Source organism: Streptomyces sp. P9-A2 (genome assembly GCF_036634175.1).
Classification (GTDB): domain Bacteria; phylum Actinomycetota; class Actinomycetes; order Streptomycetales; family Streptomycetaceae; genus Streptomyces; species Streptomyces pratens.
In genome coordinates, this window is record NZ_JAZIFX010000001.1 from 6341607 (window position 1) to 6365595 (window position 23989).

Genomic DNA, 23989 nt, shown 5'->3' on the forward strand with positions numbered 1-23989 from the left:
GAACCGGTGCCGGCGTCGACCCGCCGACCCTCCAGAAGTAAGAGAGAGCCACCATGCAGCACTCCGAGCTGAAGAACTTGAAGATCGCTGTTGTCGGTGCGGGGTACGGCGGTGCGGCGGCGGCCAAGGCGCTGAGCCTGCTGGGCGCCGAGGTCGACGTCTACGAGCAGGCGAGCCAGACCCGGGAGGTCGGCGCCGGTATCGGTCTGCGTCCCGCCACCATGAACCGGTTCCGCCAGTGGGGCATCTTCGAGGCGATCGCGGGGGTGACCTCGCCCAGCGAGTACTTCGAGATCCTCACCGCCACCGGTGAGCCGATCATGAAGGAGGCGTGGCCGGCCGACGGCGAGCAGACCCACACCCACCTGATCCACCGCGGCGACTTCATCGAGGCGCTGCTGGGCGTGCTGCCCGAGGGCATGGTGCACCTGGGCCACAAGCTGGAGAGCATCCAGGACCACGGCGAGCGCTCCGTGCTCACCTTCGCCAACGGCACGACCGCCGAGGCCGACCTGGTCGTCGGCGCCGACGGCATCAAGTCGGTGGTGCGCAGGGAACTGTTCAGCGACAAGGGCCCGGTCTTCTCCGGCGAGCACGCCTACCGCGCGGTCATCTCCCTCGACGACGCCCACGGCATGGTCACCGACGACAACCTGCGGATGTACATCGGCAAGGGCACGAAGGTCTACCTGCTGCCGCTGCGCCACCGGGGTCAGGTCTCCTTCGACATCACCGCGCTGTGCCCGGACAGTGCCTGGAACCCCGAGGTCACCAAGGACGACATCCTGGCCACGGTGGAGGGCTTCGACGAGCGCCTGGTCGCCATCGCGCGCGGCCTGGACATGTCCACGGTCAACATCCGCGCGGTCTACGACATCGACCCGGTCGACACCTGGCACTCCGACTCCGTGGTGCTGCTGGGTGACGCCGCCCACTCGATGCTGCACCACCAGGGCCAGGGCGCCAACTCCGCGATCGAGGACGCCGGCGCGCTGGCCGACGCGCTGCGCGATGCGCCCTCGCTGAAGGAGGCGCTGGCCTCCTACCAGGCCACCCGCAAGCCGGAGACCGACAAGTTGCAGGCCATCTCCCGCCAGGGCTGGTCCGAGGAAGAGATCGACGACGTCTTCCCCGGCCAGAAGCCCGCCGCCACCGCCCCCAAGGAGTGACCCGTGGCGGCTTCGACACCGTCTTGAAGCCCTTGACGGGAAGCCTCTGAAGGGAAGCACCCGAAGGGAGCGGGGACTTCCGGTGAGCCCGGATCGGATCGGTTCGGTTCGGTTCGGTTCGGCTCGTGGCGCGTGGTCACGGGCTGCGGGACGGAGGCCGTCGCGGCGGTCGGTACAGATGAGAGCCCCCCGTCCCGGGGCGTGAAGCCACCGGCCTTACGCCGGGTCGGGACGCTCACCGGACACGGCCGTCGCCGATTTTCGCCGTGTCAGTTCCTCCGCCGCACGAGGGAGACGGTGAACGGGTGGCTCGGGGAGGTCAGGATCCGTTGGGCCGGTCCCTGTTCGACGACTTCGCCGGCGTCCAGGACGGCGATGCGGTGGGCCATGGCGGCCGTGTCCAGGTCGTGGGTGATCAGGACCAGGGACAGGTCGTCGCGGTCGCGGACCAGCGCGGTGAGGAGGCCGAGGATGTCTCGGCGGGTGATCGTGTCGAGGCCGGAGGTGATCTCGTCGCAGACGAGGACGCGGGGTCGGGCGAGCAGGGCACGGGCGAGTGCGGCGCGCTGTAGTTCGCCGCCGGAGAGCCGGCCGGGGTGCCGTCGCACCAGGTCCTTTGTGAGTCCGAGGCGGGCCAGGGTGCTCAGGGCCTCCCGCGTCGCCGTGTCCGCGTCGGCACGGCGCAGGCGGACCGCGGTGCGGGCGACCTGGTGCAGGACGGGGCGGTGTTCGTCGAAAGCGGCGTGCGCGTCCTGGAAGACGTACTGCACGGCCGCGAGCTGTGCGCGGCTGCGGTCACGCACGCTGTCCGGCAACGGGGTGCCGTCCAGGAGGACGTCGCCGTCGTGGTCGCGGTGGAGGCCGGCGAGGCATCGGGCGAGGGTGGTCTTGCCGCTGCCGGAGCGGCCGACGACGGCGAGGCACTCGCCCGGATACAGGTCGAGCCCGGGGGCACGCAGCACCACGGTCGTGCCGTGTGCGCCGTCGCGGTGGCGGGCGGTGAGGCCGCGTACCCGTAGGACGGGCTGACCGGCACCGGCCGGACCGTCCGGTGCCGGGCGGCCCGGTGAGGGCAACTCCTTCTGCTCGCCGAACAGTTCGCGAGTCCAAGGATGCCGGGGCGTGAGCCGGAGGCGCTGGGCCGGGCCCGACTCGACGACCCGGCCCGCCCGCATGACCACCACGTCGTCGGCGAGTGACCGGACGACGTCCAGGTCGTGGCCGATCAGCACGACGGCGATGCCGCGGCCGGCGACGGTCGCGAGGTGCTCGACGACGCGGCTCTTGGTCAGGGCGTCCTGACCGGTGGTGGGCTCGTCGGCGACGATGACGCGCGCGCCGAGCAGCAGCGCCTGGGCGAGGACGACGCGTTGCTGCTGACCACCGGAGAGCTGGTGCGGGTGGCGTCGCAACAGGGCTTCGGCGTTCGGTAGTTGGGCCTCCGCGAGGGCGTGCAGGACGCGTGCGCGGGCCTCCGCCCGGCGCTGCCCGCGCGGAAGGTGGCTCACCTGGACGCGCGCGATGTCGGTCAACAGCGCGGAGACACGGCGGGCGGGGTTGAGGACGGCGGCCGGGTGCTGGGGGACGTGACCGACGAGGCCGTCGGCCCTCACGCGTACGTCGCCGGTGACATGGGCGCCGGCCGGGTACTCACCGAGCAGGGCGAGGCCGGTGGTGGTCTTGCCGCTGCCGGAAGCGCCGACCAGCGCCGTGACCTTGCCGGGCAGCACCCGCAGGCTCACTCCGTCGACGATCGCCCGGCCGTCGATCTCGACGCGCAGGTCGCGGATCTCGGCCACGGGATCCACGGTGGTGGCCTTGTGGTTCGCGGTGGTGGCCTTGTGGCTCACGGGCGTGGCCTTGTGGTTCACGGGCGTGCGCCCTTCTCTGTCCGGCTCCGGACGGTTGCGCCCGGAGCGTCGGTCCTGGTCGAGGGGACCGCGGCGCCCCGTCTCCCGCCCTTGTCCAGCGCGGCGTCGAAGAGGAGATTCGTCCCCGTCGTCAGGGCGACGATCAGCAGGGCGGGGACGAGCACGGCCCATGGCTGGACGAACAGGCCGGTGCGGTTGCGGTCGACCATGACCGCCCAGTCGGCGGCGTCGGGCGCCACGCCGACGCCGAGGAACGCGGCCGTGGCGACCAGGTAGAGCACACCGGTCAGCCGGGTTCCGGCATCGGCGGCCAGGGTGCGCAGCATGGAACGGCCGACGTAACCGACGCCCATGCGCCACCAGGTCTCGCCCTGCATGCGCAGGGCCTCGACCGCGGGCCGGGCGGCGGCCTCCGCGGCGGCGGCCCGCACGAGACGGGCCGCGTCGGGCACGTTGGCCACGGCGACCAGCAGGGCGAGACCGGCGGGGCCGGGGGTGTACACGGTGGCGGTCAGCAGGATCAGCAGCAGCGACGGGACGGCGAGCAGCACGTCCAGGGGCCGCATCAGCAGCTCCTCCAGCAGGCGGTGGTGGGTGAGCGCGCCGGCCAGGCCGACGGGCAGGGCCACGAGGTAGGCCAGGGCGGTCGCGGCGAGAGCGGTCAGCACGACCGGCCGGCCGCCGTGCAGCACCTGCCGCCAGACGTCGCGCCCGACGAAGTCGGTACCGAGCCAGTGTCCGCCGCCCAGGGTGAAGGAAGCGGCCCGGGGACCCGGATCGCCCGCGAGAACGGGGCCGAGCAGGGCGAGGACCAGAGGGACGGCCAGGATCGTGAGGCCGAGTGCGAAGCGGCCCGGGCGCCATGTCCTCACGCGGCCACCCCCGCTCGGGGTGCGAGCCGGTGGGCGACCAGGTCGGCGCCCAGGTTCAGTACGACGGTCAGGACGCCGAACACCACCGTCAGGCCCTGGACCACGGGTACGTCGCGTTCGGCGACGGCGCCCAGCAGAACGGTGCCGAGTCCGGGAATCACGTACAGGGCCTCCACGACGACGACACCGCACAGCAGCCAGTCGACTGTGCGGGCGATTTGCTGGGCGGCGGGGGCCAGCGCGTTGGGCAGCGCGTGCGTGTACCGGACGCGGGCGCCGGACACGCCGTAGCGGCGGGCCTGCGCCACGTACGGGGAGGCGAGCGCGTCGATCATGCCGGCGCGCACCATCCGCGCCAGCGAGCACACGGGCCGGGACAGCAGGACCAGGACGGGCAGGACGAGCGCGGCCGGATGGGCGAGCAGGTCGGTGCCGTAGCCGACGGCGGTCGGCGGCAGCCAGCCCAGTCGCAGGGAGAGGACGGTCACCAGCAGGACCCCGAGGGCGAACTCCGGGACGGCGTACACGGCGAGCGTCGCGGAGCTGATCACCCGGTCGACGAACCGTCCTTCGTGGCGGGCGGCCAGCATCCCGAGCCCGAAACCGGCCGGTACCAGCAGGACCACGGTCAGCGCGGCCAGCAGCAGGGTGGGGCCGAAGCCGTCGGCGATGTACCGGCCGACCGGGCGGCCGGAAACGAGGGAGGTGCCGAAGTCGCCGTGCGGCAGACCCGCCGCCCAGTCGGTCAGCCGCTCCCACGCGGGCCGGTCCAGCCGCATGGCCTCGCGGATGGCCTCGACGCGGGCCGGGTCGGGCTGGTCCCCGGCCAGGGCGACCGCGGCGTCGCCCGGCAGCGCCTCGGTGAGTGCGAAGACCAGCAGCACCACGGCCGCGGTCTGCAGGAGACCGAGGAGCAGCCGCCGGGCGACGAAGGAGCGCAGTCCGCTCACGTGAGCCACACCCTGTCGAAGCGGGCCCAGTCGAGGGTGTTGGCGGGCGCCTTCGTATCGACGCCCCGGACGGTACGCGCGGTGGCGATGATCCAGTCCGCGAAGCCCCAGACCAGGAAGCCGCCCTCGCCGTACAGACGGCGCTGCATGCGCTCGTGCACGGCGGCGCGTTCTGCCCTGTCGCGGGTGGACTGGGCCTGCCGGTAGAGCGCGTCGAAGTCCTTGTGCCGCCACTTGGTGGCGTTGGTGGAGGAGTCGGTGAGCAGCCGCTGGGAGATGTGGGCCTCGATCGGCATGGCGCCGGAGCGGTAGCAGCACAGGGTGCCGCGGTCGAGGACGTCGCTCCAGTAGGAGTCCTTGCTGCCCATCCGCACCTCGACCGTGACGCCCGCCTTCCTCGCCTGGTCGCGGAAGATGCTCGCGGCCTCGGTGAACCCGGCGGCGACGGCCGAGGTGTCCAGGGCGACCTTCAGCTTCTCGGCGCCGGCCCGCTTGAGCAGGGCGCGGGCCCGCTCGAGGTCCTGTCCACGCTGCGGCAGGCCGTCGGCGTAGTACTCGTAGCCCTTGCCGAACAGGTCGTTGCCTACCTCGCCCGCGCCGGACAGGGCGCCGTCGACGAGCTCCTCGCGGTCGGCGATGAGGAAGAACGCCTGGCGCACCCGCTCGTCGTCGAAGGGCGGCCGGTCGGTCTTCATGCAGAACGCCTGCATGGTGCTGCCCCGCAGCCGCACGATCTCGACTTGGCCCTTGCCCTCGTGGGCACGGGCGGTGGCGGGGTTGAGCTCGTGGGCGTACTCGATCTGCCCGCCGAGCAGCGCGTTGACGCGGGCCGACTCCTCGTTGGCCACGACGAACTCGATCTCGTCGAGGTGCGGGGCCCCCTCCCAGTAGTCGTCGTAGCGACCGAAGACCGCCGAACGGCCCGGGGTGAACGACACGAAGCGGAACGGACCGGAACCGATCGGTTTCCTGTCGAACCCGGTGGCGTTCCCGGGCACGATGTACGCGCCGAACGCGGCCAGGATGTTGGGGAACTCGGCCGTGGGCCGCTTGAGGACGAACTCGACGGCGCGTTCGCCGGTGGCGCGGCTGGCGTCGAGGTCGATGGGTTCCAGGGACGCCTTGGCGCGGAACGCCCGCTTCGGGTCGGCGATGCGGCGGTAGCTGTACAGCACGTCCTCGGCGGTGACCGGCCTGCCGTCGTGGAAGGTCGCCCTGCGCAGGGTGACCTGCCAGCGGTCGAGCGTCCTGTTGGACTCCCACCTCTCGGCCAGGCGGGGCTGGGCCGACAGGTCGGCACCGTGGTCGGCGAGCTTGTCGAACAGGGCCTTGGCGCGGGCGACGTCGACGAACAGGTTGGCCAGGTGCGGGTCGAGGGTCTCTCCGGCGCCGCCGCCCGCGAACGCGGCGCGCAGCCGCCCGCCCCGCTTCGGTGAGCCACCGCCCTTGCCCGCATCGTCGCCGGAACCGGTGCCGGTGCCGCCGCATCCGGCCAGGGTGAGTGCGCCGAGCGAGGCGGCGCCGGTCGCGGCGAGGAAGCCGCGGCGGCGCAGTCCCGGGGAGCGATGCGGCGAGGGGAGGGGACGGGGGGATGTGTCACGCATGAGGGTTTCCTCGAGGTGTGAGTGGATGTATGGGTGCTGGTGCTGGTGCTGGGCGGGGGCGAATCCTGGGTGCGGGTGCGGGGGCGAATCCTGGGTGCGGGTGCGGGTGCGGGTGCGGGTGCGGGTGCGGGTGAGGGTGAGGGTGAGGGTGAGGGTGAGGGTGAGGGTGAGGGTGTGCGGGACATATGGGTCGTGTGGGGCATGCGACGTGTGCGGGGCGTGCAGGGTGTGCGGGCTGTGCGGGACATGCGACGTGTGCGGGGCGTGCGGGCTGTGTGGGGCCTGCGGGGTGTACAGGGCCTGCGGGGCGTGCGGGCTGTGCGGGACATGCGACGTGTGCGGGGCGTGCAGGGTGTGCGGGCTGTGCGGGACATGCGACGTGTGCGGGGCGTGCGGGCGGACGTGGTCAGGCGGATCCGGTCAGGCGGATCCGGTCAGGTGGATCGGGTTCAGGCGGGCCACCACGTGCAGCCGGTCGGCGTCGGTGGTGCGGCCGGGGAGGCGGCCTTCGTGCCACGCCGGCGCCGTGCGAGGGCCCGGCCCGTCGTGGAGTTCCAGGACCTCGAAGCCGTGCGCGGCCAGGAAGTGGCGCAGTTCCTGGGGGAACAGCAGCCGCCACGCGGAACGCTGTTCGACGGGCTCCGATCCGTCGTCCGCGTTCCAGACGCGTGTACGGTGCAGCAGTTGGTCCGTACGGTTCACCATGAGGGTGGTCGTGGACCGGTGGACGGTGCCCCGCCAGGTGAACTCGTCGACTCCGGGCGTGTCGAGCAGGTCGGTACGGCCGAGGAAGTACGCGCCGTTGCGCATCTCCGCGACCAGCAGCGCACCCGGGGTCAGGGCGCGGCGGCAGGAGGACAGGAACCCGTCGAGCTGGTCGTTGGTGTGGCAGTACAGCAGGGTGCTGTCGAGGCACACCACGGCGTCGAACACTCCCTGCCCGAGGTCGAATCCGTGCAGGTCGGCACGGACGTACCCGGGGCCCGGATGGTGGGTGCGGGCGTGCGCGAGCATCGCCTCGGAGAGGTCCACGCCGGTGACCCGGCGGCCGGCGCCGTGCAGGTGGGCGGCGTCGCGGCCGGTGCCGCAGCCCACGTCCAGCACCCGCGGGCCCGCCCCGTGCCGCCGCAGGCAGTCCTCCGTCCAGCGCCCGGCCAGCCGGTCGGGGTCGGGGAAGCGGGCCTCGTACAGCTCGGGGTGGTCCGTGAGCAGGTTGGGCGCGCTCGCGCCCGTTTCGGGGGTCATGTCGGTGTCCCTTTTCGGACTTCCCGGACTTCCCGCGCTCCCCGGACCGTCGCGGGGGCGGCGGACTTCGGCGGCGCGGGCAGCGACCCGAGCCGGCGCAGCCGGGCCACACCGAGTGCGGAGACGAGCCCGAACAGCGCGCAGCACGCCCACGGGAGCCATTCGGCGCCGCCGTGCCGCCCGGTGTCCATGGCCCGGCCGACGACGGTGTTGCCCACCGCGGCGGCGACCCCCGAGACGACGTAGAAGATCCCGAAGTAGGTGCCGGTGAGCTCGGGGCGGCCGAAGCCGGGGATCAGCTCCATCACGAACGGCTGGGCGACCATCACCCCGACGTGCAGCAGCAGGGCCCCGGCCAGTACGGGCAGGGCACGCAGCGCCGCGTCGGCCGCGCCGCCAGGAGCACCGCCGCCCGTGCCCGTGACCAGGACGGGCGGCAGGAAGGCCAACGACATCAGGGCCAGTCCCACCGAGATCCAGCGGGCCCGGTCCCCGCGTCGCTTGAGGGCGCGGGTGATGCGCAGCTGGAACGCGAGACCGGCGAGAGTGCCGACGACGAAGACGAGCCCGGCGGCACCGTTCCAGCCGGTGGCCTGCCGCGCTCCGTCGGGCAGCAGCAGGTACAGCTGGTTCTCCAGGGTGAACATCCCGACCATGGCGAGCGCGAAGGCGAGGAAGGCGCGGTTGCCGAGCACCTCGCGCCAGTCCGCGAGGACGGAGCCCCGGCTCGGGGCGACCTCCCGGGCGGGCAGCACCAGGGCCTGCGCCACGGTGAGGACGGCGAAGATCCCGGCGGCGGTCAGGGCCGACGTACGGAAGTCCACGAGCAGCAGCGCGCTTCCCAGCAGCGGCCCCACCAGAGCTCCCGTGGTGGCGAACACGTTGAACAGGGCGAACGCCTCGGCCCTGCGCTCGTCGGCCTCCTGGGCGATGTAGGCGCGGACGGCGGGGTTGAACAGGGCCCCCGCGAACCCGCTGAGGACGGACGCGGCGAGCAGGACGGCCAGGTCGTCGCCGAGCGCGAACAGCGCGAAGCCGAGGGTGCGCAGGGCACAGCCGGCGATGATGACGCCCCGTGCGCCGAGCCGGTCGGAGGCGGAGCCGCCGATGAGGAACAGACCCTGCTGGCTGAGGTTGCGCACGCCGAGGACGACGCCGACGACGACGGCCGACAGGCCGAGGTTCTCGGTGAGGTGGGTGGCGAGGTAGGGGACGAGGAGGTAGAAACCGGTGTTCACACCGAACTGGTTGACCAGCAGGAGCCGGACCGCGAGCGGGAACCGGCGTATCTCATGCCAGGTCTTCACGGCGCGCCTCCCGCCCTGTCCGCAGCCTGTTCCCACGGCGCGCCTCTGGCCCTGTCCGCAGCCTGTCTTCCCGGCGCGCTTCTCGCGGTTCGACGCCCAGTCCGGGCAGGCCACTCGCCCGTACGAAGCCGTCCTCGCCGCCGATGCCGGTCCACGGGTCGTGGGCGAGCAGCAGGTGTCCGTCGAGGTCGGTCCAGCGGGCCCGGCCGGCGAGGTGCACGGCGGGCGCGAGTCCCAGGCTGCTGGCGGTCAGGCAGCCCAGCATCAGCTCCGTGCCGCTGCCGTCGAGCAACTCGGTGATGCGCAGGGCCGCGTGCACGCCGCCGCACTCGGCGAGCTTGACGTTCACGCCGTGGACGCGCCCGGCCAGACGGCGTACGGCCTCCAGGTCCATGGCGTCCTCGTCGGCGATGACCGGCAGCGGTGAGCGCTCGGCCAGGGAACCCAGTGCCTCGGGGTCGCCCGGAGCGAGGGGCTGTTCGACGGCCTCGACGCCGAGTTCGGCGAACCGGGGCAGCAGTGCCGTCGCCTGCCTCATGGTCCACGCGCCGTTGGGGTCGAGGAGCAGCCGGGCCCGGGGCGCCGCGTCGCGGACGACGCGGACGCGCTCCACGTCCTCCTCGGGGTCGGGCAGCCCCGCCTTGACCTTGATCACTTCGAAGCCGTTCGTCATGAGGGACCGGGCCTGCGCCGCCGCGTGGGCGGGGGAGGTGATGCCGATGGTGCGGGCGGTGGCCGCGACCGGGGGGTGCGCGGAGCCCAGGAGCCGGTGGACGGGACTGCCCGCGCGCCTGCCGACGAGGTCGAGCAGGGCCGCCTCGACGGCGGCGGTCACGGCCGGGGGAGCGCTCTCACCGGGCGGCCCGCCCGTCCGCAGCGACTCCAGGGCGCTCTCCGGGTCGGGGAAGCGGACCAGGTCCCTCCCCGCGGCGGCGAGGAGACGTCCGAGGGTCTCGGTGTCGAGGCGGTGGTGGACGCTGGTGACGGCCTCGCCGTGGCCGGTCGTGCCCTCGTGCTCGATGCCCAGCCACACGGCGTCACGGGCGGACATCGTCGAGCGGGAGATGCGCAGCGGCTCGGTGAGTTCGAGGCGCACGGTGCGTCGGCCGGCCTTCACGGCGTTCCTTCCGGACGAGGAGCGAACTCCACCGGGCCGGTGACGCGCGTGCACCGCGTCCAGCCGGTGGCCTCGGCCGCCCGCGGGTGCCGGATCTCGACGGGCCGGGTGGCCGCGGCGGCCGGGTCGAGGCCGTGGGCGGCGGCGAAGTCGTCGTCGTAGACGGTGCCGAGGTAGCGGTGCGGTCCGTCGGGGAAGACGGTGGCGACGACCGCGCCGGGATGGACACGGGCCGCCCAGGCCGCCACGCGGGCGACCGCGCCGGTGCTCCAGCCGCCGCTGACGAAACTCTCGCGGGCCAGACGGCGACAGCTGTCCACGGCCTCGGCGGGGCCGACCCAGTGCACCTCGTCGAAGGCGCCGTGGGCGACGTTGCGCGGGTGGATGCTGCTGCCGAGGCCGCGCATCAGCCGGGGCCGTGCGGGCTGTCCGAAGATGGTGGAGCCGATGGAGTCGACGCCGATCAGCCGCAGCGCGGGCCAGTGGCGGCGCAGCGGGCCGATGATGCCGGCGCTGTGCCCGCCGGTGCCGACACTGCACACGAGGATGTCCAAGTGGTCTAGCTGGGAAGCGAGTTCGGTGGCCAGTGAGGCGTAGCCGGCCGTGTTGTCGGGGTTGTTGTACTGGTCCGGCCAGTAGCCGTCGGGCAGGACGGCGAGCAGTTCGCGCAGCCGGGCCAGCCGGGCGGCCTGCCAGCCGCCGTGCGGCGCGGGCCGGTCCACGATCTCCAGCCGTACCCCGTGGGCGCGCAGCAACTGCCTCATGGAAGGCTCCAGTTCGCTGTCGCCGACCAGCACGACGGGATGCCCCAGGGCCTGCCCCGCGAAGGCGAGCCCGATGCCGAGCGTGCCGGAGGTGGACTCCACCACCGGTGCGCCGGGCAGCAGTTCGCCGCGTTCCCGGGCGCCCCTCAGCATGGAGACGGCGGCCCGTGCCTTCATGCCGCCCGCGGCGAGTCCTTCGAGCTTGGCCCAGAACCCGGGATGCGGTCGGGGCAGGCCGGCGGTGACGTGTACGACGGGCGTGCGTCCGAGCAGGGTGAACAGTTCCGGGCGGGCGGCGGGGCGTACGGCGGTCGCGGTCACCGGGTGCCTCCCGGGCGGCCGGCGCGGTAGCGGTGGACGGTGCCGGGGCCGCCGTCCAGCCAGAAGAAGGGGTACGGCTCCGCGCACACCGCGCTCACCCCGTGGCCCAGGAAGCGGGGCAGTACGGCACTGCCGGTCTGGGCGAACACCACCAGTTGCTTGCCTCGCCGCAGCGCGTGCTCCCGCAGCGGCTCGAAGGTGCCGTTGCCCAGTGTCATCCCGGACACCAGCAGCGCGTCGCAGCGGCCGGCCGCGCCGAGGGCGTCGGTGACGACCGTCTCGCCCCACTCCGTGAGACCGCCCTTGAGGTCGCACGGGACATGGTCCAGGCCTCGTGAACGCAGCGCCTCCAGCAGTGAGTTGACGACGCCGACCACGAGCACCGTCGCCCCGGGCGGCAGGTCGAGCAGCTCGACCACGGCCCGCGCCCTGGCCCGGGACTTCTCCAGTGACGTCCCGGCCGGCAGGGGCACGGCCCGGGCCCCGTTGGCCGGGGTGTGCGGGGCGGTGTGCATGAGGTAGGCGTCCAGCGCGGCGACGCGCACCGCGGGCAGTGGGTGCTCCAGCAGGCGGGCCACGTCCGCGCCGACGCAGTCCTCCACCGCGCCGTCGGGCAGGGTGCCGGGTTCCACCGCGCAACTGCCGACGGCCTCGGCCAGCCGCAGGCTGAGGACCTCGTTGCGGTAGCCGCCGCCGCGCCCGTCGTGCCGTACGGCCTGCCGGGTGGTGAAGGCCATGGAGATCCGCCGCGCGGCCGGGTCCGGGCCGAGCTCACCGGCACGGGCCCGCGCCAGGAGCGCGTCGTACGCCGCCACACGGGCGGGCGCCGGGGTGGCGGAGGTCATCGGATCACCAGCCCGGAGTGCAGTTCGCCGAGCAGGGTCTCGACCCGTGCGCGGGCGCCGGGCCCTTCGGCGTCGCCCACCATGACGTGGCCGAGGTACTCGTTGTTGCTGCCCGCCGCCCGCACCTGTGTGCCCGGTTCGGCGAGCTGTACCTCCAGCACGTCCGGCACGGTTCGCAGCCGATTGTCGTCCAGGGCTTCGAGCGTGCCCGTGGTCCGCGGCACGAGGAAGCCGACGGCGGCGCTGGCGAGTCCGGTGGCCGTGTGCCGCAGATCGGGTGCGCGGCCCAGGGAGACGTCCACGAAGGCGGCGGCGAGGTCGATGCCGGTGACGTGGCGTACGAGTTCGGTGATGCGGTTTCCGGCGGGCCGCGGGTTGACCTCGACCACGCGCGGTCCGGCGGAGGTCAGCTTGATCTCGGTGTGCGCCACCGTGGCGTCGGTCAGGCCGAGCGCCTTGAGCGCGCCGAGCGCGGTGTGTCCGGCGGCCTCCGCGTCCGCGGCCGACAGGGCCGCGGGGAACATGTGGCCGGTCTCGATGAACGCGGGTGCTCCGCCGACGCTCTTGTCGGTCATGCCGACGACGTGGACCGCGCCCGCGTGCGAAACCGTCTCGACGCTCACCTCCGGGCCGTCCAGGAGCTCTTCGAGCAGGACGACGGGTGCCCGCCGCTGCCCGCGCGCGTTGACCGGGAAACCGGCCAGTTCCCGTACGGCGGAGGCAAGTTGCTCCTCATCGTCCACCCGCCGCACGTACATGCCCGCACACAGGTCGACGGGTTTGACCACCAGCGGATAGCCGATCTCCCGAGCCGCCCGCGCGAGGTCGGCCCACGCCTCGTGCACCGCGAACCGTGGCTGGGGCAAACCGGCTTCGGCCAGGACGCGACGGGTGGCGTCCTTGCGGCAGGCGGTGCGGACCGACTCGGCACCCGGGCCGGGCAGTCCGAGCCGCTCGGCAGCCCGCGCCACCGCCGGCAGGTAGTAGTCGCAGGAGCTGATCACCCCGTCGAACCCGAACACCGTGTGCAGCCACTCCACTTGGGGCAGCAGGGCTTCGGCGTCATTGGTGTCCGCCGTGATCACGTTGCGCGCACCGAGCAGGGGGTGTGCCGGGGCCCCGGGTGTCGAGCGCAGGTAGTGGTGCAGGTCGCGGGTGAGGAACGTGAACTCGTGTCCGCCCTCCCGTATCGCCCGTGGCAGCAGCCTGCTCATTGATCCGACCCAGCTCTCGATCACCAGCAGATGAGCCACAACTCCCCTTTTCCTGTTGTCCCTTGCGGCGCGCTCCGCCGGCGCCGGGGCAGCCCGACGGCACCCGTGAGGAGGTGTCGGACCGCACGATGCACACCATATCGCTAATGATTTTCATTGTCAGTTACCTTGGGGGCTCATCGCGCCGACCCCGCCAGGGGTCGCCGCGCGGCCGAGGTGCGGCCGAGGTGTGGCCGAGGTGTGGCCGAGGTGCGGCCGAGGCGGGTGAGCGGTGCCACCGAGGTGCTCGCCGGATCGCCGCGACAGACCAGGCCTCTCCTGGGCGCGACACCCGCCGGAGGTGATCGCCACCCGGCGGAAGCTCTCGGCGACGCCGTGCCGATGGCTCATGAGCGGCTGAACCCGCAGAGGCGGCCGCGTGCGGCCCGAGAGGGCCGGAAGAGGCCCCCCCGTGCCCGTAGCTGCGCCCCGTATGCCACCTGTGCCCCCGATTCATTAGATCAGGGCCTTTGGGGTCGATTTCCGCAGACCGGAGTCCTTTCCTCCTCGAGGATCGGCCTGCGGCGGACGCGGGAGAGGCGTCGCACCGCGTGGTTCCGACGAGCCGCGCGGCCCAGGAGAAGCGACGAACAGGAGAGGGGACGACATGCACCTGACTCCCCACGAGCAGGAGCGCCTGCTGGTCCACGTGGCGGCGGATGTCGCCCGGCGACGCCGTGAGCGAGGACTGCTGCTGAACTATCCCGAGGTCATGGCGCTGCTGACGGCGCACGTCTACGAAGAGGCGCGGGCCGGGGCGACGGTCGACTCCGTGATGGAGTCCGGGCGGCATGTGCTGCGGCGCGGCGACGTCATGGACGGCGTACCGGAGATGATCACCCACGTCCAGGTCGAGGCGACGTTCCCGGACGGAACGAAGCTGGTGACCCTTCACGATCCGTTCGACGCGGCGGCCACCGAGATCGACGTCCACCCGGGCAGAACGGAACTGCTGCCGGACGAGGACGAGTACAGGGTGGCCTTCAACGAGGGCTCCACGCCCGTGCCGCTGCACGTGTCCAACCCTTCGGACCGTCCGATCCAGGTCGGCTCCCACTTCCACTTCGCCGAGGTGAACGAAGGGCTCGACTTTCCCCGCGAGGCCGCCCACGGCATGCGGTTGCACATCGCGTCCGGCACGTCCGAGCGGTTCGAACCCGGTGACGAGCGGACCGTGTCGCTGGTGCCCATCGCCGGCGACCGGATCGTCGGCGGACTCCGGGCCGGCAAGAGTGAAGAGGAGAAGCACCTCGATGCCCGACGAGACCGATAACCCCTCGGCCCCACTGCTGCGGTCCCGCTACGCCGACCTCTACGGCCCCACGGCCGGCGACCGGATCCGGCTCGCCGACACCAACCTCGTCCTCAGGATCGAGGAGGACTGGTGCGGTGGCCCGGGACGCAGCGGCGACGAGATGGTCTTCGGCGGCGGCAAAGTGATCCGCGAGTCCATGGGCCAGTCGCACATCCCCCGCGACGATCCGCGCAAGCCGGTGGACACGGTGATCACCGGCGCTCTGATCCTGGACCACTGGGGTGTGGTGAAGGCCGACATCGGACTGCGCGACGGCCGGATCCAGGCGATCGGCAAGGCGTACAACCCCGAGACCATGTCGCCGCGCCCCAACGACGACCCGCGCGCGTCCGACTTCGTCGTGGGGCCCGAGACGGAGGTGATCTCCGGAAAGGGGCGCATCCTGACCGCCGGTGGCGTCGACACACACGTGCACTTCCTGTGCCCCGGCCAGATCCACGAGGCGCTCGCCTCGGGCGTGACGACACTGATCGGAGGCGGCACCGGCCCCGCCGAGGGCAGTACGGCCACGACCGTCACACCCGGCAAGTGGCACATCCAGCGGATGTTCGAGGCACTCGACGCCTACCCGGTGAACATCGGCCTGCTCGCCAAAGGCAGCACGGTCTCCGCGAAGGCGCTGCTCGACCAGGTCGCCGCCGGTGCCCTCGGCTTCAAGATCCACGAGGACTGGGGCGCGACCCCCGCGGTGATCGACGCGGCTCTGACGGTGTGCGAGGAGACCGGGGTCCAGGTCGCCCTGCACGCCGACTCCCTGAACGAGTCCGGCTTCGTGCAGCACACCTTCGCCGCCACCAAGAAGGACCGCCGCACCAAGGACGCCAAGTACCGCAGCCTGCACATCTTCCACATCGAAGGCGCCGGCGGCGGCCACGCGCCCGACATGATCAGCCTCGTGAGCAAGCCGAACGTGCTGCCCGCCTCGACGAACCCCACCCGGCCCCTGACGATCAACACCGTCAAGGAACACGTCGACATGATGATCGTGTGCCACCACCTCAACCCCGAGGTCGAGGCCGACATGAAGTTCGCCGACTCGCGGATCCGGCCCTCCACGATGGCCGCCGAGGACCTGCTGCACGACATGGGCGCCATCTCGATGATGTCCTCCGACGCCCAGGCCATGGGCCGCATCGGAGAAATGATCATGCGAACCTGGCAGACCGCGCACGTCATGAAGTCCCGCTACGGCCACCTGCGGGAGGACGACGCCGGCGCGGACAACTTCAGGGCCCGGCGCTACGTCGCCAAATACACCGTCAACCCGGCCATCACCCACGGCATCGACCACGAGGTCGGCTCCGTCGAGCCGGGCAAACTCGCCGACCTGGTCCTCTGGGAACCCAAGTTCTTCGGCGTGAAACCCCACATGGTCATCAAGGGCGGCCAGATCGCCTATGCCCAGATCGGCGACGCCAACGCCTCCATCCCCACCCCGCAGCCCTATCTGCCGCGCCCGGTCTGGGGCTCCCGGGGCCGGTCCCCGGCGGCGAACTCCTTCAACTTCGTCGCGGAGGCGGCCCTCGACGGCGAACTCTCCCGGACCGGACTGCTCAAACCCCTGCGCGCGATCTGCTCCACCCGGGAGGTCACCAAGGCCGACATGGTGCACAACAACGGCCTGCCGGACATCGTCGTCGACCCCGACACCTTCGAGGTCACCATCGGCGGCGCCACCACCTCCGACGTCCGCACCATGGTGGACGGACACGAGGTCGGGCGGAACTACGCGACGGAACTGCCCATGGCCCAGCGCTACTTCCTGTTCTGACTGTTCCGGCACCCCCGGTCCGGGTCGGCACCCCCGGTCCGGGTCGGCACCCCCGGTCCGGGTCGGCACCCCCGGTCCGGGCCGGCCGCATCGACGTGGGCCGGCCCCGCGCCTCACGAAAGGAGGGCCTGTCACCCCATGAGCCGTACTGCCCTGCTCATCCTGGCCGACGGCCGTTTCCCCGCCGGCGGGCACGCCCATTCCGGCGGGATGGAGGCCGCCGTCGCCTCCGGAGGCGTGCACGACACCGCGAGCCTGGAGACGTTCTGCCGCGGGAGGCTGCACACCGCCGGACTGACCGCGGCCGGCCTCGCCGCCGCGGCCGCCACCGGATACGACGCCCTGGCCCTGGACGACGCCGCCGACACCCGCACTCCCGCACCGGCGCTGCGCCGCGTCGCGCGCCGCCTGGGCCGGCAGATGATGCGCGCCGCCCGCTCCACCTGGCCCTGCGCCGGTCTCGACCACCTCGCCCGCCACCGGCCGCAGGGGGCCCACCAGCCGGTCGTCCTCGGCGTCACGGCCCGCGCCGCCGGACTCACCGCGCTCGACGCCGCCCACGCCGCCGTGTACGAGAGTGTCGGCGGTCCGGCGACCGCGGCGGTGCGCCTGCTGAGCCTCGACCCCTTCGAGGCCACCGCGGTGCTGGCACGGCTCGCCGGCGACCTCGACGCCGTCGCCGGCGCCGCAGCCGACGCGGCGGGGCGCGTCGCCGCCGAGGGCGTCACCGTCCTGCCCGCCACGTCCGCCCCCCTGCTGGACATCACCGGCGAGCAGCACGCCGCCTGGACCGTTCGCCTCTTCGCTTCCTGACCACACCCGGACCGACCTGGAGCCCCCGTGCATCTGGACCACCCCGTGACCATGCCGCAGCGCCACACCTACAGCGCCGATCCCCGGCGCCCGGACGGCAGCCGCCGCGCCCTGCGGATCGGCTTCGGCGGACCGGTCGGCTCGGGCAAGACCGCGACCGTCGCCGCACTGTGCCGCACACTGCGGGACCGGCTGTCGATCGCCGTGGTCACCAACGACATCTACACCCAGGAGGACGCGGCGTTCCTGCGCCGCGAGGCGGTGCTGCCACCGGAGCGGATCACCGCCGTGGAGACGGGAGCCTGCCCGCACACCGCGATCCGCGACGACATCTCCGCCAACCTCGAAGCGGTCGAGCAGCTCGAACAGACCCTGGAACCGCTCGACCTGATCCTCATCGAGTCCGGAGGGGACAACCTCACCGCGACCTTCTCCCGCGGACTCGTCGACCACCAGGTCTTCGTCATCGACGTGGCCGGCGGCGACGACATCCCGCGCAAGGGAGGCCCGGGCATCACCACCGCCGATCTCCTCGTGGTCAACAAGACCGACCTGGCCCCGTACGTCGGAGCCGACCTGGAGGCCATGGCGGCCGATGCCCGCAAGCAGCGCAAGGGCCTCCCGTTCGCCTTCACCAGCCTGACGACGGCCGACGGGGTCCGCCCGGTCGCCGACTGGGTCACCGAGTGCCTCGCGGCCTGGCATGCCGGAGCCACCCGGTGAGGGCCGCCGCAGGGCTGCCGGCCGCTTCCCACGTCGTTCCTCACGCCGTCGCCCCTGCCCCTGCCCCTGCCCCTGCCCCTGCCCCTGCCCCCGCCCACCCCGCAGGCCTCCGCGCCACCGCCCGCCTGCGGGCCACCCACAACGGCCGCGCCACGACGGTCCCTCTCCTGCACAGCGACGGGCCCTTCCACCTGCGCCGCCTCCGGCCCCGTGGAGAGTGGGCACGAGTCTGCGTGCTGGGCGCGATGAGCGCACCCCTCGGCGGGGACAGACTCGCGCTCGACGTCACCGCCGAGGCGCGCACCCGGCTGGAGGTGACCGCGGCCGCCGCCACCATCGCCCTGCGCGGCCCCACCGCCGACCCCGCCACCTACGACGTACGGCTCACCGTCGGCGAGGACGCCTCCCTGCGCTGGCTGCCCCAGCCGTTGATCAGCACCCGGGGCAGTACCGTGCACCAGACGTACCGGGTGGAACTCACCGCCGGCTCCCGGCTGCTCCTGCGTGAGGAACAGCTCCTGGGACGCACCGCCGAGCCACCGGGTCACCTGTCCACGCGGCTGACCGTGCGGCGCGACGGCCGGCCGATCCTCGACCAGCACACCGTCTACGGTGCCCCGGCGCCGGCCTGGGACGGACCCGCCGTACTGGGCGACCACCGCGCGACCGGCCAGTTCCTCCTCGTCGATCCCGGGCTGGACGCGCCCCCGGCGGCCGTCCTCCTCGGTGACCCGGTACGGGGACACTGCGTTCTGGCACCGCTCGCCGACGGCCCGGCACTGCTCGCCACCGCTGTCGCACCGACCTCCGCTCGGCTGCGCCGCCTGCTCGACGCGGCCCTCGCCCGGGTGTCCGGCGCGGAGATACGGCCCGGGGTGCGACCCGGCACACCACGGTAAAGAACACGGTGGCCCAGGGCGTGGGCCGATCACCGGCCGGCTTCCGCCCGCCGGAACCGTTCGAAGACGCGCGCCTCGGTTTCGCCGGTGGTCACGTCCACCCGGACGTCGGTGCGGGCGGGGCGTGCCGAACGACGTCGCCCGTCAGGCTGCGCGGTACCCGCCGCAGGCGGGCCGGACCACTCCTGACGGGCGTGGCGGGTAACGGGGCGGAGCGTCGGTGCGGTCGGGGTGGACGACCTGGGCCGCCACCACCGGAGGCGTCGGGAGAACCGTGCCCCGGCCCGCCGGACGCTGCCCACGTCGTGGTTCCTCATCAGCCGGCAGGAGATGCCCGCATCGGCCCAGCAGGAGGTGCCCGCTCGGGTGAGGACGTCGAGGATGCCTTACGGGGCCTGCCTCAGGGACCGCTTCACCCCCGCTCTCTGACAGGCACGCCCGGCCGGGGGACGAGCAGGTGAGCCCGCCCGAGGACACGGGGAAGGGGCGGCACGGGTTCCGGAGCCTCCCCTGCCGCTCCGACCGCGCGCGGAGACACCTCTCCGGAGCCTCTGCCCGCCCCGACCGCGCGCGGAGCCCCCTTTCCGGAGCCTCTGCCCGCCTCCCCGCGCAGCCCACTCGGAACGTTCTCGCCCTCACCGCCGGAAAGCCCGCACACCGTGGACCACTCGACAGCTCCCGTACTCGACGCTCCGACGGCGTACGACGCCGCCCGGGCGGTCCGCCGGGCCTCGACGGACGAGGGCCACCAGTGCCTCAGCATGCGACAGCAGTCACAGGGCAGAAGAGCGGAGACCGCTGCTCGAGTGGCGGTGGGCCATAGGCACGCCGAACCTGAATGAGGTGGGCACGCGCCTGGTGAGACGGACGAAGGCCGGTACCTTTTCGTACCCTCATGGAGGCTTCGGATGGCGACTGCTGCCGCACGCACGGCCGACCTCGGGAACCTGTGGACCCTGCCCGGGGTCTACGCCCCCCAGGCCGACACCCACCTGCTCGCACAGGCGCTCCACACCGAAGGCGTCACGGCGGACACGGACGTCCTCGACGTCTGCACCGGAAGCGGCGCGCTCGCCGTGCTGGCCGCCCGGACGGGGGCACGGGTGACGGCGACCGACATCTCATGGCGGGCGGTGATGACCGCTCGGATGAACGCCCTTCGTGCCGGACACCGCGTCCGGGTCCGGCGCGGCGACCTCACCGGGCCGGTGGCGCGGCAGCGCTTCGACGTGGTGGTGAGCAACCCGCCGTACGTGCCCGCACCCCACGCGCACCGTCCCCGCCGCCACAGACCCGCGGTCGCCTGGGACGCCGGTCGCGGCGGACGGCAGGCCGTCGACCGGATCTGCGCGCACGCCCGGGACGTGCTGCGACCGCACGGCGTCCTGCTCATGGTGCACTCCGGGCTCTGCGGCGTGGAGGAGACGCTGAGGCAGCTGACCAACAGCGGGCTGCGCTGCTCGGTGGTGGACCGCTCCTACGTGCCCTTCGGCCCCGTGCTCACCGAGCGGCTCCCGTGGCTGCGGGCCCAGGGCCTGATCGGCGCCGGCGAGGACAAAGAGGAACTGGTGGTCATCCGTGCCGAACGAAGCTGACCGGCCCAGGCGGGTGACCGTCGACGGCAACGGGCCGATGCTGATCGAAGGACCGGTGGAGATCGTCCGGGAGGACGGCACGATCGCCACCTCCGACCGGTTCGTCGTCGCCGTCTGCACCTGCCGCCGCAGCCGCATCCTCCCGTGGTGCGACACCAGCCACCGCCGCCGCAGGAAACCCCCCGGCGCCGCACCCCGCGAGGAGGGCGACCGGCCGCACGGCCACGACCCGAAGGACATCCATGACGGTGACCACCACTGACCACAGCCCTGCAGCTGACCACAGCCCTGCCGCCGCCTCCGTGCCCGCGCCCAGGGGACCGCTCTCGGCCGGACTGTTCGCCGCCCTCGCCTCCTCGGGCCAAGCCCCTCCCGACGCGGGCGGGGCCGCGGTCGCCGACCCGTACGGGGAGGACCTGCACCTGGCCCTCTATGTGCTCTACGAGCTGCACTACCGCGGTTTCACCGACGTCGCGGAGGACCGTGAGTGGGACCCCGCGCTCATGCCCCTGCTCCGGGCCCTCGAAGAGCGTTTCCTCGACGCCCTGCGCGCCGACGTGCCCGCCGGCCGCACCACGGACGAGGCGTTCGGCGAGCTGCTGGTGGAATCCACCGACCACGGCGACAGCGTCGCCCACCACCTCGAACACCACGGGGAGCTGTGGCAGATCCGGGAGTACGCCGCGCTGCGCTCGCTCTATCACCTCAAGGAGGCGGACCCCCACGCGTGGGTCATCCCCCGGCTGCGCGGGCGGGCCAAGGCCGGCATGGTCGCCATCGAGTACGACGAGTTCGGTGCGGGCCGGGCCGAGAACATCCACGCCCAGCTCTTCGCCGAGCTGATGGCGGACCTGGGGCTGGACACGCGCTACGGCCACTACGTGGAGGCGGCGCCCGCCTGCGCCCTCGCCGTCGTGAACGTGATGACGCTGTTCGGCCTGCACCGCGCGCTGCGGGGAGCACTGGTCGGCCACTTCGCCTGTGTCGAGGTCACCTCGTCGCCGGGCTCCCGCCGGCTCGCCGCGGCGATGCGGCGCACCGGCGCCGGCCCCGCGGCCGAGCGTTTCTACGCGGAGCACGTCGAAGCGGACGCCGTGCACGAACAGGTCGTACGCCGGGAAGTGATCGGGGGCCTGCTCACCGACGAGCCGCACCTGGAGCCGGACGTGGCCTTCGGAGCGGATGCCACCGTCCACCTGGAGGGCCGGCTGGCGTCGCATCTCCTGACGGCATGGCGCGACGGGCGGTCGGCGCTGCGTCAGGGATGACAGCCGGCGCCGCGCCGGGGAGGCCAGTCGGCACCGCGTCGGGGACAGCGGCCGGGGCGCCTCACCGCGCCCCGGCCGCCCGGTCGTCGGCGGGCGCTCAAACGGTCCGCGGGGGCAACGGGCGCAGTGCCGGGCCGTGAAGCACCTCGCCGTCGACGCCGAAGCGTGAACCGTGGCAAGGGCACTCCCACGCGGTTTCCGCCTCGTTGAAGGCGACCGGGCACCCGGGATGGGTGCACCGGGCCGACACGGCGTGCACGGTTCCGCCCTCGTCGCGGTAGACGGCGCAGCGCCGCCCCTCGACGCGCACGACCGCGCCCGATCCGGGGGCGATCTCGGCGACGGAGTCCACGTGGCTGCTCTTGAGCCGGTCGCCCACGAAGTGCCGGGCGACCTCGGCCTGCTGCTTCAACAGCGTCGCGCCCTCCCGGACGGTGCTCTTCAGCCGGCGCGGATCGTAGAGCCCCGCCCACTCGGATTCCGCGCCGGTGATCAGCGAGGTCAGCAGCTGTCCGGCCATGGCGCCGCCGCTCATGCCCCAGCCGCCGAACCCGGTCGCCACGTACACATGGTGCGCGCCGGGGTGGAAGGGGCCCACCAGCGTGACGAGCTTGCGGGCGATCCGATCGCAGGGATCTGCCATCGCTCAGTTTCCGCAGCCGTCGACAAGGGTCAGGATCGCCATCTGACATGACCAGCCTGATTCCTTTCGACTTGACGTATGCCGATATCGGCATACGATCGCCCCATGGCACGAGCAGCGACGACGTCGGACGTCTTCAACGCGATCGCCGAGCCGCAGCGCCGGGAGATCCTGGTACTGCTGCGGGCGGGTGAGCGGTCGGTGACCGAGTTGGCCCAGGAGTTGGGGATGACCCAGCCGGGGGCGTCCAAACACCTGCGGGTGCTCCGGGAGGTCGGGCTGGTGCGCGACCGCAAGGCAGGCAAGCAGCGCCTGTACGGCCTTGACGCCAGCGGGCTGCGGCCCGTCCACGAGTGGACCGGCGGTTTCGAGCAGTTCTGGAACGAGAGCTTCAACCGACTGGACGCCTACGTGCAGGACCTGAAGCAGACAAGGAAAGCGGAGTAGCTGATGAGCACGACAGAACAAGGAACGCCGGCGCAGTCGGCGACAGCCGACCGCGAGATCGTCACCTCCCGGATCATCGACGCCCCACGGGAGCTGGTGTTCGAGGCGTTCACCGACGTCCGACACCTGTCGCGATGGTGGGGACCGGAAGGGTTCACCACCACCACGCGGGCGTTCGAGTTCCGCGTCGGCGGAGAGTGGGACTTCGTGATGCACGGACCGGACGGGACGGACTACCAAGAGTGGATCACCTGGACCGAACTCGCCCCACCGGAACGGATCGCGATGCTCCACGGTGAGACCCGCGACGACCCGAACGCCTTCGAGTCGGTCCTGACGTTCGAGCCCGACGGCACGGCGACCCGGATCGAGATGCACACGGTGTTCCCCACCAAGGAGCAGCGCGACGAGGCGGTCGAGAAGTACCACGCGATCGAGGGCGGCCGGCAGACCCTGAGCAACCTGGCTGCATACGTCACCGAGATCGTTCGGAAGGGAGTTGAGGACTGATGGCCGGGAAGGTGTTCTTCAGCGTGTCGATGTCGCTGGACGGTTTCATCGCGCCCGAGTCCCTTGGGGACTTGATGGGGCAGCAGTGGATGGAACTGCAGCGGTGGATGTTCCCGCTGCGGTTCTTCCGGGAGAACCTGAAGCTCGGCGAGGGCGGCGAGGAAGGGCGCGACAACGACATCGCGCGGGAGACGTTCGAGCGCACCGGCGCGAGCGTCATGGGCAAGCGCATGTTCGACGCCGGCGAGCAGATGTGGCCGGAGGAGGCGCCGTTCCACACGCCGGTCTTCGTCGTGACGCACACCAAGCGTGACCCCTGGGAGCGGCCGGGCGGGACCACCTTCCACTTCGTCAACGACGGCATCGAGTCCGCCCTCGACCAGGCCCGCGAGGCCGCCGGCGACCGGGACGTCCGCATCGCGGGCGGCGGCGCGACGATCCTGGAGTACGTGAACGCCGGCCTGATCGACGAGTTCTCGATCGCGCTCTCACCCGTGCTGTTCGGCTCCGGAATCCGCCTGTTCGAGGGCGTGGACGCCGGCCGCGTGGCCCTGGAGCAGGTCCGCGCGGAGCCCTCCCCGAGGGTGACGCATTTGACCTACGCCGTCCGGGAGCGGTAACTGTCCCGAACTCAGCGCTCTCCCGCCGAGGTCAGCTGCCCGTGGACGGCCCGGCCCGCCCTGGCGG

At 72.6% G+C, this 23989-nt stretch carries 22 protein-coding genes and 1 pseudogene; 12 read left to right on the forward strand and 11 right to left on the reverse strand.

Annotated features, from left to right (window positions below):
- Positions 1 to 53: 53 nt before the first annotated feature.
- A complete protein-coding gene (locus V4Y04_RS28790) occupies positions 54 to 1169 on the forward strand; it encodes an FAD-dependent oxidoreductase (protein ID WP_332431279.1) in 1116 nt (371 codons plus the stop codon).
- A 269-nt stretch (positions 1170 to 1438) separates the two neighbouring features.
- On the opposite strand, the gene V4Y04_RS28795 is transcribed toward V4Y04_RS28790, so the two are convergent.
- The 10 genes from V4Y04_RS28795 to V4Y04_RS28840 form a co-directional block, all read right to left on the reverse strand.
- Entirely contained in the window at positions 1439 to 2968 is a 1530-nt protein-coding gene (locus tag V4Y04_RS28795) for an ABC transporter ATP-binding protein (protein WP_332433030.1), read from the reverse strand.
- 68 nt (positions 2969 to 3036) lie between these two features.
- Positions 3037 to 3912, reverse strand: coding sequence for an ABC transporter permease subunit (locus V4Y04_RS28800; RefSeq protein WP_332431280.1), 876 nt, complete (start codon positions 3910 to 3912; stop codon positions 3037 to 3039).
- Positions 3909 to 4862, reverse strand: coding sequence for an ABC transporter permease (locus V4Y04_RS28805; RefSeq protein ID WP_332431281.1), 954 nt, complete (start codon positions 4860 to 4862; stop codon positions 3909 to 3911). Before V4Y04_RS28805 ends, V4Y04_RS28800 begins: the two co-directional genes overlap by 4 nt.
- A complete protein-coding gene (locus V4Y04_RS28810) occupies positions 4859 to 6466 on the reverse strand; it encodes an ABC transporter substrate-binding protein (RefSeq protein ID WP_332431282.1) in 1608 nt (535 codons plus the stop codon). The genes V4Y04_RS28805 and V4Y04_RS28810 overlap by 4 nt, the downstream gene beginning before the upstream one ends.
- A gap of 420 nt (positions 6467 to 6886) precedes the next feature.
- Entirely contained in the window at positions 6887 to 7711 is an 825-nt protein-coding gene (locus tag V4Y04_RS28815; protein WP_332431283.1) for a class I SAM-dependent methyltransferase, read from the reverse strand.
- Positions 7708 to 9018, reverse strand: coding sequence for an MFS transporter (locus V4Y04_RS28820; RefSeq protein ID WP_332431284.1), 1311 nt, complete (start codon positions 9016 to 9018; stop codon positions 7708 to 7710). The genes V4Y04_RS28815 and V4Y04_RS28820 overlap by 4 nt, the downstream gene beginning before the upstream one ends.
- Positions 9002 to 10135 carry a dipeptide epimerase gene (locus tag V4Y04_RS28825; protein ID WP_332431285.1) on the reverse strand — a complete coding sequence of 378 codons (1134 nt, stop codon included), beginning with the start codon at positions 10133 to 10135 and terminating at the stop codon, positions 9002 to 9004. Before V4Y04_RS28825 ends, V4Y04_RS28820 begins: the two co-directional genes overlap by 17 nt.
- A complete protein-coding gene (locus V4Y04_RS28830; RefSeq protein WP_332431286.1) occupies positions 10132 to 11220 on the reverse strand; it encodes a PLP-dependent cysteine synthase family protein in 1089 nt (362 codons plus the stop codon). The genes V4Y04_RS28825 and V4Y04_RS28830 overlap by 4 nt, the downstream gene beginning before the upstream one ends.
- On the reverse strand, positions 11217 to 12065 hold the full coding sequence (locus V4Y04_RS28835; RefSeq protein ID WP_332431287.1) for a Rossmann-like domain-containing protein: 849 nt from the start codon (positions 12063 to 12065) through the stop codon (positions 11217 to 11219). The genes V4Y04_RS28830 and V4Y04_RS28835 overlap by 4 nt, the downstream gene beginning before the upstream one ends.
- Positions 12062 to 13318 (reverse strand): ATP-grasp domain-containing protein, encoded by a 1257-nt coding sequence (locus tag V4Y04_RS28840; RefSeq protein ID WP_332431288.1) that lies wholly within the window; start codon positions 13316 to 13318, stop codon positions 12062 to 12064. The genes V4Y04_RS28835 and V4Y04_RS28840 overlap by 4 nt, the downstream gene beginning before the upstream one ends.
- A gap of 607 nt (positions 13319 to 13925) precedes the next feature.
- Between V4Y04_RS28840 and V4Y04_RS28845 the strand changes: the two genes are divergently transcribed.
- The 8 genes from V4Y04_RS28845 (at position 13926) to V4Y04_RS28880 (ending at position 21702) form a co-directional block, all read left to right on the forward strand.
- Positions 13926 to 14591 (forward strand): urease subunit gamma, encoded by a 666-nt coding sequence (locus V4Y04_RS28845; protein WP_332431289.1) that lies wholly within the window; start codon positions 13926 to 13928, stop codon positions 14589 to 14591.
- A complete protein-coding gene (locus tag V4Y04_RS28850) occupies positions 14572 to 16404 on the forward strand; it encodes an urease subunit alpha (protein WP_332431290.1) in 1833 nt (610 codons plus the stop codon). The genes V4Y04_RS28845 and V4Y04_RS28850 overlap by 20 nt, the downstream gene beginning before the upstream one ends.
- Before the next feature lie 138 nt (positions 16405 to 16542).
- Positions 16543 to 17217 carry an urease accessory protein UreF gene (locus V4Y04_RS28855; RefSeq protein ID WP_332431291.1) on the forward strand — a complete coding sequence of 225 codons (675 nt, stop codon included), beginning with the start codon at positions 16543 to 16545 and terminating at the stop codon, positions 17215 to 17217.
- Positions 17218 to 17244: 27 nt separating this feature from the next.
- Complete coding sequence (gene ureG, locus V4Y04_RS28860; protein ID WP_332431292.1) at positions 17245 to 17940, forward strand: urease accessory protein UreG; 696 nt, start codon at positions 17245 to 17247, stop codon at positions 17938 to 17940.
- A 245-nt stretch (positions 17941 to 18185) separates the two neighbouring features.
- A complete protein-coding gene (locus tag V4Y04_RS28865) occupies positions 18186 to 18839 on the forward strand; it encodes an urease accessory protein UreD (protein WP_443080101.1) in 654 nt (217 codons plus the stop codon).
- 908 nt (positions 18840 to 19747) lie between these two features.
- Positions 19748 to 20434: a HemK2/MTQ2 family protein methyltransferase gene (locus V4Y04_RS28870; RefSeq protein WP_332431294.1), complete on the forward strand. Its 687-nt coding sequence runs from the start codon at positions 19748 to 19750 to the stop codon at positions 20432 to 20434.
- On the forward strand, positions 20418 to 20696 hold the full coding sequence (locus tag V4Y04_RS28875) for a CDGSH iron-sulfur domain-containing protein (protein WP_332431295.1): 279 nt from the start codon (positions 20418 to 20420) through the stop codon (positions 20694 to 20696). The genes V4Y04_RS28870 and V4Y04_RS28875 overlap by 17 nt, the downstream gene beginning before the upstream one ends.
- Positions 20677 to 21702 carry an iron-containing redox enzyme family protein gene (locus V4Y04_RS28880; protein WP_332431296.1) on the forward strand — a complete coding sequence of 342 codons (1026 nt, stop codon included), beginning with the start codon at positions 20677 to 20679 and terminating at the stop codon, positions 21700 to 21702. The genes V4Y04_RS28875 and V4Y04_RS28880 overlap by 20 nt, the downstream gene beginning before the upstream one ends.
- Before the next feature lie 97 nt (positions 21703 to 21799).
- Here the strand turns inward: V4Y04_RS28880 and V4Y04_RS28885 are convergent.
- Positions 21800 to 22339: pseudogene (locus V4Y04_RS28885) on the reverse strand (Rieske 2Fe-2S domain-containing protein); the annotation flags it as partial.
- A 111-nt stretch (positions 22340 to 22450) separates the two neighbouring features.
- Here V4Y04_RS28885 and V4Y04_RS28890 point away from each other — a divergent pair.
- Genes V4Y04_RS28890 through V4Y04_RS28900 form a run of 3 tightly spaced genes read left to right on the forward strand, consistent with a single transcriptional unit; the run spans position 22451 to position 23922 of the window.
- Entirely contained in the window at positions 22451 to 22792 is a 342-nt protein-coding gene (locus V4Y04_RS28890; protein WP_331743374.1) for an ArsR/SmtB family transcription factor, read from the forward strand.
- 3 nt (positions 22793 to 22795) lie between these two features.
- Positions 22796 to 23302: an SRPBCC family protein gene (locus V4Y04_RS28895; protein WP_332431297.1), complete on the forward strand. Its 507-nt coding sequence runs from the start codon at positions 22796 to 22798 to the stop codon at positions 23300 to 23302.
- Positions 23302 to 23922 (forward strand): dihydrofolate reductase family protein, encoded by a 621-nt coding sequence (locus V4Y04_RS28900; protein WP_332431298.1) that lies wholly within the window; start codon positions 23302 to 23304, stop codon positions 23920 to 23922. Before V4Y04_RS28895 ends, V4Y04_RS28900 begins: the two co-directional genes overlap by 1 nt.
- Positions 23923 to 23989 lie beyond the last annotated feature (67 nt).